13 protein-coding genes are annotated in these 17155 nt (G+C 38.1%); 2 read left to right on the top strand and 11 right to left on the bottom strand.

Annotated elements, in window-relative coordinates; genetic code table 11:
• Window positions 1-4 precede the first annotated feature (4 nt).
• The 3 genes from AC4NPH_RS03575 to AC4NPH_RS03585 are packed head-to-tail and all read right to left on the bottom strand — an operon-like array spanning window position 5 to window position 3270.
• The gene (locus AC4NPH_RS03575) at window positions 5-2014 is read right to left on the bottom strand and encodes a DUF6449 domain-containing protein (protein ID WP_063671528.1); all 2010 of its coding nucleotides are present in this window, start codon (window positions 2012-2014) and stop codon (window positions 5-7) included.
• Window positions 1989-2888, bottom strand: coding sequence for an ABC transporter ATP-binding protein (locus AC4NPH_RS03580; protein ID WP_098196462.1), 900 nt, complete (start codon window positions 2886-2888; stop codon window positions 1989-1991). Before AC4NPH_RS03580 ends, AC4NPH_RS03575 begins: the two co-directional genes overlap by 26 nt.
• On the bottom strand, window positions 2881-3270 hold the full coding sequence (locus AC4NPH_RS03585; RefSeq protein WP_013056969.1) for a GntR family transcriptional regulator: 390 nt from the start codon (window positions 3268-3270) through the stop codon (window positions 2881-2883). The genes AC4NPH_RS03580 and AC4NPH_RS03585 overlap by 8 nt, the downstream gene beginning before the upstream one ends.
• Window positions 3271-3614: 344 nt before the next feature.
• Here AC4NPH_RS03585 and AC4NPH_RS03590 point away from each other — a divergent pair, with 344 nt between their 5' ends.
• On the top strand, window positions 3615-4487 hold the full coding sequence (locus tag AC4NPH_RS03590; protein WP_013056968.1) for a selenium metabolism-associated LysR family transcriptional regulator: 873 nt from the start codon (window positions 3615-3617) through the stop codon (window positions 4485-4487).
• A gap of 59 nt (window positions 4488-4546) precedes the next feature.
• On the opposite strand, the gene AC4NPH_RS03595 is transcribed toward AC4NPH_RS03590, so the two are convergent.
• From AC4NPH_RS03595 to AC4NPH_RS03605, 3 genes are all read right to left on the bottom strand, one after another.
• The gene (locus AC4NPH_RS03595; protein WP_013056967.1) at window positions 4547-5746 is read right to left on the bottom strand and encodes an MFS transporter; all 1200 of its coding nucleotides are present in this window, start codon (window positions 5744-5746) and stop codon (window positions 4547-4549) included.
• 222 nt (window positions 5747-5968) lie between these two features.
• Complete coding sequence (locus tag AC4NPH_RS03600) at window positions 5969-6346, bottom strand: PH domain-containing protein (RefSeq protein ID WP_013056966.1); 378 nt, start codon at window positions 6344-6346, stop codon at window positions 5969-5971.
• Window positions 6347-6410: 64 nt separating this feature from the next.
• The gene (locus tag AC4NPH_RS03605; RefSeq protein WP_491938565.1) at window positions 6411-8558 is read right to left on the bottom strand and encodes a YhgE/Pip domain-containing protein; all 2148 of its coding nucleotides are present in this window, start codon (window positions 8556-8558) and stop codon (window positions 6411-6413) included.
• Between the two features lie 110 nt (window positions 8559-8668).
• On the opposite strand from AC4NPH_RS03605, the gene AC4NPH_RS03610 reads away from it, so the two are divergent.
• Window positions 8669-9844 carry an alanyl-tRNA editing protein gene (locus tag AC4NPH_RS03610; RefSeq protein ID WP_098314914.1) on the top strand — a complete coding sequence of 392 codons (1176 nt, stop codon included), beginning with the start codon at window positions 8669-8671 and terminating at the stop codon, window positions 9842-9844.
• A gap of 41 nt (window positions 9845-9885) precedes the next feature.
• Here the strand turns inward: AC4NPH_RS03610 and AC4NPH_RS03615 are convergent, their stop codons facing one another.
• The 5 genes from AC4NPH_RS03615 to AC4NPH_RS03635 form a co-directional block, all read right to left on the bottom strand.
• Entirely contained in the window at window positions 9886-10806 is a 921-nt protein-coding gene (locus AC4NPH_RS03615) for a 1,4-dihydroxy-2-naphthoate polyprenyltransferase (protein WP_098315057.1), read from the bottom strand.
• Window positions 10807-11040: 234 nt separating this feature from the next.
• Entirely contained in the window at window positions 11041-11229 is a 189-nt protein-coding gene (locus AC4NPH_RS03620; RefSeq protein WP_098196459.1) for a hypothetical protein, read from the bottom strand.
• A gap of 202 nt (window positions 11230-11431) precedes the next feature.
• Window positions 11432-14041, bottom strand: a complete 2610-nt coding sequence (locus AC4NPH_RS03625; RefSeq protein ID WP_098563201.1) for a helicase-related protein — start codon at window positions 14039-14041, stop codon at window positions 11432-11434.
• Between the two features lie 208 nt (window positions 14042-14249).
• Complete coding sequence (locus AC4NPH_RS03630; protein WP_098196457.1) at window positions 14250-15611, bottom strand: purine-cytosine permease family protein; 1362 nt, start codon at window positions 15609-15611, stop codon at window positions 14250-14252.
• A gap of 20 nt (window positions 15612-15631) precedes the next feature.
• Window positions 15632-17080: an aldehyde dehydrogenase family protein gene (locus AC4NPH_RS03635; protein ID WP_098314912.1), complete on the bottom strand. Its 1449-nt coding sequence runs from the start codon at window positions 17078-17080 to the stop codon at window positions 15632-15634.
• Window positions 17081-17155 lie beyond the last annotated feature (75 nt).

The following is a 17155-nucleotide window of genomic DNA, read 5'->3' on the forward strand; positions in this document are numbered from 1 at the left end:
CTTGTTATTTTAGTTTTTCTTTTAGTTCGTTTGGCAGCTCATTTTCATTCAACATGTAAACCTGAGGAGTATCTACTTGATCTTTGTAATAAAAAGCAACAAGATAATCTCCTGTGTCTCGTAAATTAGCACGTTGAAGAAGTGTTTCTACCTGCTGATTGTTTTTTACTTTAATTGATTTTTCATCCTTCGTTAGAGATGTAAAATCTTCTTGAAGACGATAGTCGTTTTTAAGATGAGAAGAATTTTTAAACACTTCGGTTTTTTCTACGTCCTTTGGCATAAGGCGAGCACGTTCATATAAATGCTCTTTCTTCAGCCATGCTTCTACTTCGCTATACGACTTATCCCAAGATGCAGTTTGTACGTACTGTCCTTTTCCATCCATAAACTCAATTGAAGCCCAGCTTTCTTTTGTGCTGTACATTTCATCAAACGTTTCGTTCATCATCGACTGTTTGACTACGTGTATAAGCTCTTGCACTTTTTCTGGATTTGTAATATTAATGGAATTTGACTTTCCTGGAACAGAAAAACTTACGCTTTTAATTTTATTCGTGTTTTTTGTTCGTAAAAGCGGATGGAAATTTTCTTTGTATTCTTTTGTTTCTGCAATTTCTTTATAAAAAGCTTTATAGTCTGAAAATGGAATAAAGTATTCTCGGACCATTTGTTTTCCATTTTTTAATTTATAAGCAAATACAGCCATTTTCCCGTTTCTGCTTTCTATTTCACTTTGTTTATCAGGATCCAGCTTCTTATCTTTAGATGCTGTAATTTGTTTTTGCAGCTGACGAACACTCTGAATCGTTTCTTTACTTGTATAATAATATGGAGCTTCATAATAGCCATTCATTCCATTTGCATAGTTTTCAGGTTTATCAGTCAATGGATATATATCTTCATCGAAATATACACTTTCAATCTCTGAAGCTGCTGGCACTTTAGTAGAATAGCCGAACACATCTAGATGAATGATAAAGCCAACGATAGCTGCAGCTATAACAAAGCCTAGATACCCTTTCCATTTCGTAAAGATACGCCACGTTTTATTTAAAATGATTTGAGCAACTGTATAGCCTATTAATGAACCAATAATATAGCCCACGATCATCCATGAAAATTCACCTTTCATGCTAATAAAGTAAAATCCGCCTAACATGAGTGAACAAGCGGTTACTCCGTATACGAATACCGGTTTTAACCAGCTAACTGAAATGGTTTGCGTAGCAGCTTCTACTTTTCTTTTTTGGTAGGTGATTAAAGCAATGATGTAAAATAAGACAATGAGTCCAATATAAACAAATGCACTAGTAGAAAAGCTTTTATGAGCTACCATTTGCGCTACGTGTGAAAACGGAACAAGGCTGTCAACATTTTTGTTCACGTAATAGTCATACGCATAGCCGTACCAGTAAAACTTTACATTGGATATAGCTAAATAAGAGATTCCGCCGGGTAGAAGAAATAGAACATATAAAAAGATTCCTTGGAGGACAGACATTCCGGTGAACATTCCCGCTAAAACAGTTCCGGTCAGTACAAATAAGTTAATTAAAATACTGTAACCGACCCAGCTTAGAACATCTCTTGTTGTATAAACATCCTCAACGGTTAAAACTCCTTTAACGGCAAAAGTAACGACTCCCGTAATTAAAATAGGAACAACTAAAACCAACGCGCCCAGAAGCATATTTTGATGAAACAGCGTAGAACGCTTAATTGGTAAACTATGAATATAGTCAGCCGCAATCTTCGTTTGTATATATCTAAATAGGAAAATACCAAGTAACACTGGTACAACAAACATAAACACAAATTCCAGCCCATCCAATACGTTAAATAACGTATCTGGTTTCTCTATATAAGGCTCTACCTTTCCTGTGAAAGTGAAAATTAGTTGTAAAGGCAAAGCGAACAGCAGTACTAACAAGTAGACAAGCCCAATCCATCCCACGTTTCTCATGGATTGAATCCACATGCCGCGGTTAAACGATGATGTTTTCGATTGCATAACCCACATCCCCCATTTCATAAATAAAGATTTCTTCTAGCGTAAGTGGCAAGATGTCAAAAATTAAAGGCTTATACGATCGAACTTTGTTGACTAAATGATTTTCTTTTCCTCGAACAATACAAAGCAAGACGCTTCCTCGTTTTTCTTGATATAAAATGTCTAGCGTGTCATAAAGCGCTAGCGGCACATCTCCTTCAAATGCAACTTGAATTTTGTGCACGTCTGATTTTAAATCATCCAGCTCTTTTTCAATTAATAATTGACCGTAATGCAAAATGCCTACATGATCACAAAGATCTTCCACTTCTCGCAAGTTATGTGATGAAATTAAGATCGTCATTTCCCGTTCTGCCACGTCTTGAACAAGAAGGTTTTTAATTTTTTGACGCATTACCGCATCTAACCCATCGAGCGGCTCATCTAAGATAAGTACATCAGGCATAGCAGACAGCGCTAACCAAAAACCTACTTGACGCTGCATTCCCTTGGACATTCTGTGTACCTTTTTATGTAATTGAATTGGGAAAGCTTCTTTTAATTTTTGAAACCGCTCTTCGTTCCAAGTCGGATAGACGCTTCTATAAAAAGACGCTAATTGCTTAATCGTTGTTTGAGGGAAAAAATAAAGAGAATCTGGCATAAAAATAAGACGTTCTTTTAAGCCAACGTTTTCAAATACTTCCTCGCCGTCTATTGCGATTTTCCCGTGATCTTGCTTGTAAATACCTGCAATGATTTTTAATAGCGTTGTTTTCCCTGCCCCGTTGGAGCCAAGGAGTCCGTAAATAGATCCTTTTTTTATAGAAAGCGTGACGTCTCTTAGAGCTTCCATTTCTTCAAACTCTTTTTTTATCGTCTTCAGTTCAATCACTATCGCTTCCTCCTTTTACTGCTTTTTCAGCCTGTGAAATAAGTGATAGAATTTCATCTTTATCCATCCCTAAATACATAGCTTCTGCCAACAGCCTTACTAATTCTTCTTTCATCTTTTTCACCTTCTCGTTATTTAGTGTATCAACTTGAGGCGTTACAAAACTTCCTTTGCCTGGAACTGAATAAATATAATTCTGATGTTCTAGTTCCCGATACGCTTTTTGAATTGTATTTGGATTAATCGTTAATTCTTTTGCTAACAGCCGAACAGATGGAAGCTTTTGATCGGCCTTAAAGACTTCATGGATAATAAGCTCTTTCAATTTATCTACTAATTGCTCGTATATCGGCTTGCGACTACGAATATCTAAATCAAACATAGTCTGCCTCCCTTCATTTACCCAAAATCATGATGTGTGTACTAGGTGTATTAACTGTATTACTTATCGTATTACAGTTAATATTATAGTATGTTTTTTGGGAAAAACAAGTACTTTTTTTACTTTTGTTACAAACAGATGACGAAAAAGTGTTTAATAGCTTTATAGATGAAATAAAAATAACTGTAAACAAATTGCGCAGGCTGCCTTCGTTATAAGCAAACATACTCCTTTAAGTCAGCACCTTGTTTTACTTTTCTTAACCAAGTACCTCTAGTTATTACCATAATAATGTTTTATAATGTTTATAATTAATTTTTTTAATATAAAAGGAGCCATACTCTATGTACTATGATGCATTAAAGACGTTTGTTTCTGTTGTAGAAGAGCAAAGCTTTACAAAAGCTGCGGAAAAATTAATGATTTCACAGCCAAGCGTAAGCGTACACATCAAAAATCTCGAAAAAGAATTTCAAACTTCCCTGTTTCTACGTTCACCTAAAATGTTAAAAATCACCCCCAGCGGCGAAATTTTATATGATCGTGCTAAACAAATGATTCAAATATATGAGCATACGAAACGAGATATTTATGAACACCATCACCGTGTCAAAGGAATGCTAACGATTGGCGCCAGTTTTACGATTGGTGAATATATCCTTCCTTCTTTTTTAGCAAAGCTTCGTGAACAATATCCTGATATTGATGTAGAAGTGACTATCGGTAATACAAAGGAAATTGCTCAGCTTGTTCGTCATTTCAAAGTGGATGTAGGGCTTATTGAAGGACACACGGAAGAATCCGACTTACATATTCAATCCTTTATGGACGATGAACTTGCCATCGTTGCTTCAGTGGATCACCCTTTAGCTCAGCTTAAAAAAATAGAAATCGATGATTTACAAAATCAGCGGTGGGTAGCGCGTGAAAAAGGCTCTGGAACAAGAGAATATTTAGATCACGTTCTAATGTCCAACGGTTTAAAAATGAAAAGCATGCTAACGATCAGCAGCAATCAAGGAATTAAAGAAGCCATTGTTCACGATTTAGGAATGTCTGTGCTGTCGCTTTGCGCTATTAAAGAAGATGTAGAACAAAAGCACCTATCGATTCTCAACGTTAACACCGCTCCTTTTAAGCGCCGTTTCTCTTATATCTATCCTGCTAACAGTGCTCATAAAAAAGTAGCCGAGCTTTTTATTCAGCTTTTAAACTAAAAAAAGACTTTCCACGCTGAGTGGAAAGTCTTTTTAAATCAATAGTCATACATGTCTTTTTAGTGAACATGCGTCTGCTGAGCCGGCATTTTTGACAAACGAACAGCTAGGAAAAAGGCTGTTGTAAGAAACACACCAATTAAAGCAATAACACCTTTCCAGCCGTACGCACTCCAGCATAATCCAGCCACTGTCCCGCCAACACTTGATCCTGCATAGTAAAAAAACAAATACAAAGACGAAGCCTGAGCCTTGTCATGAGTGGCTCTTCTTCCCACCCAGCTGCTTGCGATGGAATGACTTCCGAAAAAGCCAAAAGTCAGCAGCAATAGCCCAGTAATTTTTATCCATAAAACTGGATGCAGCGTAACGATGGAACCTATAAGCGTAACAGCAATCGTACATAACAACACTTTTTTCCGGCCGTATCGATCCGCCAGCGTCCCCATCCAGACCGAGCTGAATACTCCCACAAAAAAAATAACAAAAATAAAACTTACAAGCGTATGATTCCAAGAATACGGAGGAGCGGATAAAGCGTATCCAATATAATTGTATAAAGCTACGTTACTCCCAAGCAGCGCAAAACCAATAGCAAAAAGACAAAGCATCCCTTTATCTTGAAGATGACTGCGAAGAGAGCCGGTAAGCTGACGAAGTTCAAAAGATCTTGAAGTGAAGTTTTGTGAATCTGGCAAGTTCATAAAAAAAACAAAGGTGGCTAATAAACTGATTGCGCTTACAACATCAAGAGCTACGGACCAGTTGAAATATTCCGTGAGCACCCCTGTCATAAGCCTTCCCGCCACGCCTCCAAAGGCGTTGCCGCTTATATAAATCCCCATCGCTTTTCCTAAACTCCCTGGTTCAATTTCTTCTCCTAAGTAAGCCATGGCCACGGAAGGCAGCCCTGCTAAAACGATTCCTTGAATGACGCGAAAGACTAACAGCGTTTCAAAGGTAGAGCTAAATGCTGTCATGATGCATAGCAATGACGCAAAAATTAACGATAGACCCATCAGTTTCTTTCGTCCCCACACTTCTGATAAAGAACCTAAAAAAAGCATACTAACCGCTAGCGTAATGGTTGTTAACGAAAGAGACAAGCTGGCAAACGCCGGGGATATCCCGAATTCTCTAGAAAATTCGGGTAAAATGGCCTGTGTACAATATAAAATCGAAAATGTGTTGAAGCCTGCTGCAAAAAGCGCAACATTTGTTTTGCGAAAAGCTGATGTTCCAATTACGGTATAACTCACAGTTGGTCACTTCCTTTTTTCTCTAAAAAAAGCATATCACGGTTTTTTTATTCTGTATAATTCATTATGTAAATCGTTTTCATGCATTTCGGTAATGAGTAAAGTGAAAATAGGAATGGACAACAGCCTGAGTATTTTCAAACGACTGTATGCAAGACTGTTATACTTTCTCGTTTTACACACATTAAAAAAGTTGAGCCAGTTTTTCATGGCTCAACTTTTTTAATCTAACACATAAGATGCTAATACTTTTTGCACGTCGTAAATGTTTTTATCTTTACGAAATTCTTTTGAAATCGGTGCACTAGAACCCGATACCCAAATATTTAATTCCGCATCTAAATCAAATGTTCCAGCCGTTTCTACGCTAAAATGGGTAATCGTCTTATAAGGAATGGAATGATAATCTGTTTTCTTTCCCGTCACTCCTTGCTTATCAACGATAATTAAGCGTTTCGTCGTAAACACCATTAAATCGCGAATGACTTTATACGCTTGTTCCACTCGCTCGTTGGCAATTAAGATATTTTGTAAGTCTTTTTCAGTTCCTCTTATATCTGCTTCTGATGCATTTCCTAATAGTCCATCTAATATACCCATGCTGATCACTCCTTTATATCTACACTACCGCATTTTGTTCTGTCTGGAAACCCAAAACGTTTTTTTAATGAATTAATTTACTTTCACGCGCTTTTTTTGTTAATTTTGCACTCGTTTTACTAAGAGGCTTATGAAGAAAAATGCCAACGAGCAGCACGCCTAGCCAAATGCAAAGAAGCACCGTAACGTCTTTTCTGACAATATCCGCTAACATGCCTCCTACAACTTCTCTCATCATGCTTATTGCATACGTAAATGGTAAAAATGGATTGATTGCTTGAAAAAAAGCAGGCACGACTTGAATCGGAAATGTACCGCCTGCAGCGGAAAGCTGAAGCACAAGTAAAACAATCGCCATTGCTTTTCCTGCATTGCCAAATATCGCAACAAGCGTATATACAATCGTCATAAATACGAAGCTGCACAGCAAGCCTAAAAAGATAAAAGGTACTTTATCTACGACATACGTTTTGATTAAAAATAAATCCCCTAGCGTCACAATAAAAGCTTGCACTAGAGCAATAGACAAAAACGTTAAAAGTCTTCCAAGATAGACCTCATAGCTTTTGAATCGCTCTTCATCCGCTACTTCTACGCTTAAAATCGAAACTAACAGCAAAGCTCCGACCCACAAGCAAAGCGTTGTATAAAACGGCGACATAGCTGAGCCGTAGTTCGGAATCGGGTAAAGTCTTTCTTCTTTTAAAAGAACCGGCTTAGCAAAAAAGTCACTTTCTTTTTGCACATCATTCTTTAGCAAATTAATAATATCTTCAATATTTTCTTTTTGCTGAAATTCTCGTATTTTATCCGCTATATTGTGCACGTTTTGTTCAATTCGCGGAAAGTCTTTTGCTATTTTCCCAAGCTCCTGCTGCCCAAGCAAGATGCCACTGGCTGTTTTAGACAGGACGTTAGAAACATCCGGTATGCTTTTATTGGCTTCATCAAGCAGTGAGTTTGCGCTTGCCGTTTTATCTTTCGCTTCTTTGATTGCTTGTTCAACAGCAGGCACAATCGTAGAAGAATATGAATTCGTTAACGCATTTAATCTAGAAACAGCTTGATCGGTGTGAGAGCTGAACCTATCAAGTACGCTTTGATTTGGAACATCACCATTCTTTGTTTGTTGCTGCAGGCTGTTTACATCCGAAAGCTGCTGCTGTAAAAGCGTATTTACATCTTTTACGTCATAAATAACAGGTGAAAGAACTTTTTGTTGAGATAACGCATTTAAATCTGTAAGAAGCGTAAGAATCTCTCCTGTGTCAGCAATTTGTTTTGTTAACTGCCCTTTTAGCTGTTCCGATGCTGCGTTGACTTCAGCCGATTTTATATCTTTTTCCATCAGCTGATTCTTCAATTCTTGAACCCGGAGGGCTCGTTGCTGAACCCGATGCAGCGTTTCGTTGATCGTTGGTTCAGCGTTTTTTAAAACTTCATCGCTTTTAGTTAAAAAAGTGTTTAGCTGCTGAGTCATCTGTGCGCCGTCAGCTGTTAGTCTCTCTACTTCAGGAAGAGCGGCCTGAGCTTTTGATACAATAGCTCCAGCTTTTTGAGTGGTGTCATTCGCTTCATTAATTACTTTTTTGATTTCAGGAAGACGATTTTCAAGTTCAAAAATCCGCTGTTCAACTTGTTGAATGGTCGGCAAATCCCGCTGCAGTGTAATACCTAGTTCGTTAAACACTGAAAAAATAGCTCCATTCGCTGTTTTGACGAATTTTTCACTGATCTGTTGTGTTAAACTGCTGGCTCCTTTACTTGTAATTTTAGGCGCCACTGCGTTTATTTTTTCGTTCACTTTGTAAATAATGACCGGTTTTTCCAAACGATCTTGAAGAACGGTACCAAGCTTTTGTGAAAAATCTTTTGGAATAACAATACTTGCATAATAGTCTCCGTGCTTTACTCCGTGATCAGCTTTTTCTTTGGAGACAAACGTCCATCCAAGCGTTTTATTTTTTTTTAACGTTGCAATAATATCTTTTCCCACATTTACGTGCTGCCCTCTTATGGTAGAACCTTCATCTTCGCTCGTTACTGCAATGGCAATACCTTCAGTCCGCCCGTATGGGTCCCAAGATGCTTTTATATTAAACCATGCGTAAAAAGACGGCAGAATCATAAGCGTCAGCACAATGATAATCATCGCCCAATTGGTGAAAATTCTTTTTAAATCCCGCGTATAAATATAAACAGTATTTTTCATATGTCCCACCCAGTTTTATTGTTACAAGTTAGCTTATCCATGTTCGAAGAAACATATTTCTGATACTATAGAAAAAGTTAGATATGGTTTTATTAGAAAGGATGATGAACATGACAGAAAGACTTTATTATAGCAACCCCTACATAAAAACGTGGGAAACTGAAGTGATAGAGACGCGCTCTCTTTCAAATGGCTACGCATTAACGTTAAAACAAACCGCTTTTTATCCAGAAGGCGGCGGACAGCCGTCTGACTACGGTAATATTGCCGGAATCGACGTGAAAGATGTGTATGAAGAAAATGGAGAAGTATATCATATCGTCAATACGCTCCCTGCACAAACGAACGTCACATGTGAAATTAACTGGCATCGCCGCTTTGATCACATGCAGCAGCATAGCGGACAACACTTACTTTCGGCTCTATTAATCGATACATATGATATTCACACCGTTAGCTTTCATTTAGGTAACGAAGCAGTCTCTATCGATCTGAATGTACCTCAATTATCTCATGAGCAGTTATTACACATTGAGAAAGTTGTAAATGACGCTATTCACAGCAACCGTCACATTAAAACGTACGAAGTGAAGAAAGAAGAGTTACATACTCTTGCGCTTCGCAAAGTGCCCGATCTAGAAGACGAAGTGGTACGCATCGTGGAAATTGAAGGCATTGATGTTTCTGCCTGCTGCGGTACTCATGTAAACCAAATTGGAGAGCTTGGCCTTATTAAACTTACGAAAACAGAAAAGCAGCGCGGCAATACACGCCTCTTTTTTAAATGCGGTATGCGTGCATTAGCTGATTATCAGCAGTCTCAAGAAATCGTAGCAGAACTTAGCAATAAATTCAGCACAAGCCGTGAATTAGTTGTAGAACGCATTAAAAAATTGGAGACTGAACAAAAAGAGCTGCAAAAACAACTAGAAGAATTAAAAAATGAAAATGCAGCTTATTTAGCAAGTGAATTAGAAAGCAAAAAAGAAGGTTCATTTCTGTACCATCACTTTGAAAACCGCACACTAAAAGATGTGCAAGCCTTGACAAAGCAGCTTCTTCAAACACCTGATACGACGCTTCTTTTTTCTTTTTCAAGTGATCAAAAAGTTTTGCTGGCTCACAGCGGCAGTGGGGTCAAATGCGGAGAGCTTTATAAAGAGCTGCTTCCGCTTTACGATGGAAAAGGCGGCGGCGGACCAAAACAAGCCCAAGCCAGCTTTTCATCTTCTGAAAATATGAACGCATTTATTAGCGCAGTAAAAGAAAAAATAACTGAAGCATAACAAAAAGCCTGTCTTTAAAAAGACAGGCTTTTTCCACTCAATCAGCTTACTAAATAGCCAATTAATAAGCCAATTGATAAAGTAAATCCAAAAAACGTATTTGTTTGAGCGGTTGCTTTCATCGCAATAAGCTCTCCGCGTACAAATGCTTGTACGGCTTGAATTGGCTTAGGTGCACTAAGAAACACTAAGAAAATCCAAGGGCTAATATCGAAGAATACCACTAATGCAACGGTCCAAATATACGCAACGCCAAACAAAGCAGCTAAAAATCTAATCGCATTTTTAGAACCTAATAAAATGGCTAGCGTACGTCGTCCGCCTTTTGTATCTTCTTCTATATCACGAATGTTGTTAGACAAATTAATCGCACCTACTAAAATCGCAATCGGAAGTGATACAAAGATGCTTTCAGACGTTACGGTATTAGTTTGAATAAAAAATGAAATCAATACGAACATGGCGCCCATGCAAAGACCTGAAAATAATTCTCCAAACGGCGTATACGCAATCGGAAGCGGTCCGCCCGTATACAAATAACCAATCGCCATACCTACTAATCCAACTAAAGCAAGCCACCAGCTGCTGTTTGCACATATATATACACCTAAAATAAGAGCAATTCCATAAGAAATCAGTGCTAAATTTAATACCGTTTTCGGTTTCATGCCGTGTCTGACGATGGCTCCTCCGATACCTACGGAGTCTTCTGTGTCTAACCCGCGTTTAAAATCATAGTACTCGTTAAATAAGTTCGTCGCAATTTGAATCCACAAACATGAAAAAAGCATCGCAAGAAACATCCAAACGTTCACATGGCCATAAAACATGGCTAGAACTGTTCCAATTAAAACCGGTACAAACGATGCTGTTAGCGTATGAGGACGGGTTAATTGCCACAAAATCTTCCCTTTACTGTACTGCTCGGCTGCAGCTTTGTTTTCTTTGTTATGACTTGTCATCATCCTCTTCCCTTCTATTACGAACCGTATCTCTATTTAAAAGTGCTGCTTTTAACATAACGAATGATAGCAAACTTACTCTAATACAAAACACGTCCGCCTAACAAAAAAATCACGGAACTCTTTAAAATATCAGTTCCACTCTATATGATAATAATTTATTGCTCTTTTTACAAGATGACCGCTTATACATTTCCGATTTTTTTCTACAAAAATCTGCTTTGACGCAGACATTCATAGGAAAAAGATAAAAATCCTATCCGAAAAATAAGGTTGAGACATAAAGAAATGAATCCAATCTAAAGACGAGTAAATGGGATGCATGAGCTGAACCGCTTGGTACACCGCAGTTGATTTCCATGCAAGGCTTCGCTTTCCGCGGGCGGCCGCTGAGCCTCCTCGCCACTTATGCTTTTCCCGCACGAGCCTTAGCCTTGCCCTCTAATCAACTGCTAGAAGAAACGAAACAGATGAAACCTACGTTCACCATAATAAAAAAACGAATCACTAATCAAACATGTTGATCAATGGTTCGTTTTTCACTTCGGCTAAAATACTTTTGTCCCAGCCTCTTCCTTCAACTAACATACGTTTATACAAGCCTCTTTTTTATCACTACATCTTATTAATTAAAATCGTCGTCTCCATACCTTCTGCGGAATCTTTTATGAAAACACGAATCGCATATCGCATGATCATGATTCCAAGGAAGGTCTTTAGAACATGTACTGCATGTTCTTTTAAATTTTTTCATATCTTTTCTTAATACGTTATGGATTTTATCTGTAAGCTCTTCTCGTACACGCTCCCAGTAAATAGCCTCTGGCCTTCTGTCCATTCGATATAAAAATAAAAGATGCAGGCCAATTGCTTTATAAGACAGCTCTAATTTTTCCAGTGAACCTTCTATCATCCTTGGTTCGGGTAACTCTTCTCTGTTAACAATCGCATTCATGCTGGCAACCCACTGCTTTTTCAAGGAGCTTTCTTTTGCTGAAAACGGCAGTTGCAAATAGCCGTATAAATCAACAATGGGCATTTTCGCCTCAATCAGCGTGTCTTTCACTTCCTCATAAAGCTCACGTTCTTGTGCCAGATTTGATTTTTGTGTACCTTTTGGATTTTTAAATTTAGCCCACATGTCAAAAAACGTTCCGAGGTCATGATGATATTCTTTAAATCTTCTTAGCATATCTGAAGTAGGCGCAATTGAAAATTTACTGATTTGCTCGTCTGTTGAAACTAACAGTTCTCTCATTTGCTTTGCATCTTTAGCGAATGCAACTTCTCCTACATTATAGAGACCCTTCCTTCCAGCACGACCTGCAATCTGCTTTAACTCTTGAGAAGTCAACAATCTCCTCTTTTGTCCGTCAAACTTCATGTTTTCTAAAAGGACAATTCGTCTAATTGGAAGATTTAACCCCATTCCAATTGCATCTGTAGACACAATGACATTTGTTTCTCTATTAATGAACTGCTCAATTTGTTTTCTTCTCGTTTCAGGCGGCATACTTCCATAAATCACGCTAACTTTGTGACCATCTTTTTCTAGCTTAGCTGCTGTCTGGAGCACTTTCTTACGCGAGAAAACAATTAAAGCATCTGCGGGTTTTACTTGTTCAATTTTGAACCTTCGAAGATCTACTTTTAAAGGTATATCTCTTTCGTACTCATGAATTTCTGAGATCACACCGTCTAACATCTCTTCTAACATACTTCGAATGCTTAAACTCCCGATAACATGAACTTGTTTGGCATTAGCTCGAGTGATGGCTTTATACCATGAAAACCCTCGGTCTCTGTCTTGAATCATTTGTGCTTCATCAATTACGGTTACATCGCCATGTTCTAATTCACTAAACATCTCTACGGTACCGGCCATATGCTGAGCGTCTTCAACAATCTTTTCTTCTTCACCTGTTTTTAACGAACAAGGGACTCTGTCTTTGTTCAGCTTTTCAAAAACTTCTAAAGCTAACAGGCGAAGCGGCGCTAAGTAACTACCCGAAGCAGCTTTTTTTAATGATTTTAATGCCGTATACGTTTTTCCTGTGTTTGTATCACCGAGATGAAGGATGTATTCCGTTTCTTTTCTTGGGTCCATTTCGTATTCTGCACCAAAAATATAATTTAACTGTCGCTGTTCTTCTTCGATAAGCTTTTTCTTTTCCTCACGTTCACGTTCTTGTTGTAATCGTCTTTCTTCCAGTTGCTGTTGATATCTCTCTTGATGCTCTTCAATCGTCAAGTTGTGATCTGAAATTTCTAGTACATCAGAAAGCTTTTCTTCTACAAGCATTTTTTTATATTCATAGACCAAATCCGATAAATCACTTCTAAGTGCTTTTATAATATCCATTCGTGTTACCGAAGCATTTGTATAAGATTTATATTCTTCTTTAAATGAAGCAGGAAGGTCATCCATAATCATAGTTGGAATAATTTCATAAATCTTATCGGTGATAAATACCTCGTATACATCTTCATACGTTTCAAACAAGATAATCGTTGAATATCTGTCTAATTCTGAGCTTACGCCGCCGGTGAGCTCTTGAAAAAAGTCATTAACCGTTTCATAATCATGACGTGTTAAATCGCCGTTTGCTATTAATTCATCTTCAAGCTCAGTATGCGGCGCATAGTTTTCAATATACTTTGAGTTTGTTTTAATGTCTTTTGACAGCTGATGGGAAAGCTGTTCTCTTATATGTAGGTAATACAGCCCTTTGTTTACTTCCAAAATAGGAGCTGCTTCTAAGTTTAACTGTAATTGATATCTAGCTTTTCGATCATTAATACTTTGCTGTCGTTCCTTCTCTTTTCTTTCTTCTTCTTTTTCGGCAAATTCAGCTCTTGCTTCTCCGTATAGAGATAGCCACTCCGCTTTATTGCCCTTTCCGTATTGCTCTTCTAGCCAAGAAAAAGCATTAAACTCTATACCTTTTCTCGTTTCTTTAGCAAATAACTTATCTATAGCTTGAGGTTTATACCCTTTCACCTCGAAGCCTTTCTCTGTTAAATATGACTTTCTGCTTTTTTTAGATACAGAAGAAACAACTGCTTTTCTCCACGTAGTCCCCCAGGCCTTTTTAATAAAAGAGTGCCTGTCTGTTAAATAAGTCTCAAAATCCGGACATTCGTCTTGTTCACCTATTACGTTTTTTATATCCTGTAGTAATGTATGTTTAGTTTTTTCAATGGCACTGCTTTGAATAGTCTCTAATTCGAGCATAAAATTCTCCTTTGGAAAGTTTTCCTACATTTATTATAGGAAAGACCCCTGACAGAATCAAATACATGTTATTACTTTATTTTTAGCTAGATCAAGAACCTCTCTTCTTCCTGCTTTTGCTTATTTCTTAGCTATTTTTAACACAAAAAGCTCCTTTAAATAGGAGCTTTTTGATTATTTTTGATAATTCAGTCTATTTAAAATTATATTAAGCATTTCTGTCGATTCCCTTTGAGTAAGGGATTGAGAGCTGCGAAAGTTTGGTTAACAATACATGCAAAACACCTGTAAATAAAAAAGCTAAGATTGTTGCGCCTGTGGCTAGCGGGTGAACGTACGTAAAATAGTAGGCAAATACAGCCCCCACTATGTAAGATACATACACACGAAGATTAAAGCCTTTTATATACCAGTATAGTTTATTTTCTTTTTCTAAAATAGCTGAAACGTCATAGTGTTTTCGGCAAATGATATAATAATCAACAAGAACAATCGCAATAATAGGAATAAATAATACGCCGATCATAAGCAAAAAGCTTTGAAAATTTGTCATTAACCACTCTTTTAATAAAGAACCTAGAACTGTGACAACTCCCATGGTTAGTGCCGGTATCCAGAACCTCTGCTTTGGAAAAATAGATAAATAAGACATTGTCGCGCTATACAATACCATTACGTTGGTTGACAGCACCGATAAAAAAATTACGATGGCAGCTACTAACCCTAACAGCGGGCTATATGCACCAATTAAATTTACCGGGTCATACGTTTGCGTCATATTTCCGAGAATTGAAAAGCCAGAAACCGTTGCCCCTAACCCCATCGCAATTAGAGTTGCGACGTTATACCCTAAATAAGTTCCCGCAATGCCCGTTTTTTCAGATTTACAGTTTCGGTTATAATCGCAAACAATGGGAATCCACGTAAAAGCTGTAGCTACTACAATATCAAAAGCTAACATTCCTGTAATACCAGGATTTTCGCTTGCTTTCATTTGAATTAATTTTGCTGCATCAAATTCGATAAACAAATAGCTAAACACAACGGTTGCTAAAATGACCATAAGCGTAGCTACTAATTTTTCCGTTGCTTCAATGCCTTTATGTCCGTATATAGAAATAGCTACTACCAACACTTGAGTAAGAATTGTAAATAGATTGATATTGCTGTAACCTGTCAAAAAGGTAACGGCATGATTTAAACTTAGCCCTGCCATGTAGGCTTGAATCCAGGCCCAGCCGATTAATGTAATAAGATTAACAGCAGCAGGAAGCATAGCTCCTCTTTGCCCAAAAGCTGGTCTCATCAAAACCATGGTTGGAAGACCGGTTCGAGTTCCGATATTCCCCATCAACACGAGCGGTATGGCACCAACTAAAGAGCCAAGCACAATAATAAATAATGCCTTTAAAAAGGTCATATCGGGTACAAACAGCATTCCGGTAAAAACGGTCGTTACTACCACATTGGCTCCTATCCACATGGAAAATGTAGAGAAGAAGCCCATACTTCTTTTATTCGTTGCAATCGGCTGCACATCATCATGGGCGAGACCACTTTTTGTTGTCATTCCTTTTCCACCTTTCACTTTTATTGATACCAATTGGCTCGAGCTAGCTTGGAATTTGTATTCACATGTTTTGTTTCAGTAAAAGCAGCTAATCCTGATGGACCTAACTCCCGCCCAATGCCGCTTTCTTTAAAACCGCCCCACGCCGTTTCAATATGAGGCGTATGGTAGCCGTTGATCCAAATCGTTCCCGCTTGAAGATGTTCAGCAACTCGCTCTGCTTTCATTAAATCATTCGTTAAAATTCCTGCAGCTAAACCAAATCTCGTGCCGTTGGCAAGTACTATGGCTTCTTCTTCACTTGAAAAAGATTGAACGGTAATGACGGGACCGAATATTTCTTCTTGTACGACTTTCATATGCTGCTCCACATCGACGAGCACAGCCGGCTTTATATAGTTTCCACCTTCGCAGTCAATTAACGTTCCTCCTGTTAATAAATTCGCGCCTTCTTCTTGACCTAACTTGATAAAATCCTGTATTTTGTTCAGATGCTCCGTGCTAATAACCGGACCCATCTCCGTTTCTTCTCTTAAGGGGTTACCAATTTTTATAGCAGCAACAGCCTCCATAAGAGCAGAAAGAAACGGCTTATAAATAGATTCATGTACGAGTATACGAGATGAAGCTACACACACTTGTCCTTGGTTAAAAAATGAGCCAAACATTGTCCAGTCTACTGCAATATCAATTTCACTGTCTTCAAAAATAAGAAGCGGAGATTTCCCTCCCAGTTCAAGCGAAACTCTTTTCATCTCTTTTGCGCACTGCTGATAAATACGTTTGCCTGTTTCTGATCCTCCTGTAAAAGAGACTTTGGCTACGTCTTTGTGTTCAACCAGTGCACTTCCCACTTCACCGTCTCCTGTAAGTAAATTAAACACGCCTTCTGGTATACCAGCTTTTTCACATAATGAAGCTAACTTTAAAAAAGAAAGTGGCGTTAATTCTGACGGCTTAAACACCACCGTGTTTCCAGCTGCTAATGCAGGAGCCAGCTTCCACATGCCAAGCAGCAAAGGGAAATTCCAAGGAACGATTAGCGCGCATACGCCAATAGGTTCTTGAATGATTTTACTGTTTGTATCGTCGAACATGTCTTTTGTCCACGGCTGATTTTCTTCTATTAAATTTGCGTAATATCTTAAACAATTAATCGTATCTTCAATATCTAACTGCGCTTCTTTTATCGGTTTGCCTGTATTTAATGTTTCTGTTTCAGCGAATATACTCGCTTCATTTTCTAATAAATTTGCTAGTTTCGTAAGCACCTCTACACGCAGTGACTTATTTTTCTTCCATTCACTCTGTTCAAAAGCCTGTTTCGCTTTACCTACCGCTTCCTCTACTTGTTGAAGCGAGGAATCAAACACTTCCGCTATGATCTTATTGGTCGCTGGATTGAATATTTCTCTTTTACATGGTTTTGCTCGCTTTTTATCTACTGTTACATTTACTTGCCCGTTCATAGTCCAACACTCCCTATAGAGAACTCTTATATAAAAGTGGGAAGATAATAGTACCTTCCCACTTTTACCATCTTC

The organism is Priestia sp. MDV22-iso46 (genome assembly GCF_058629175.1).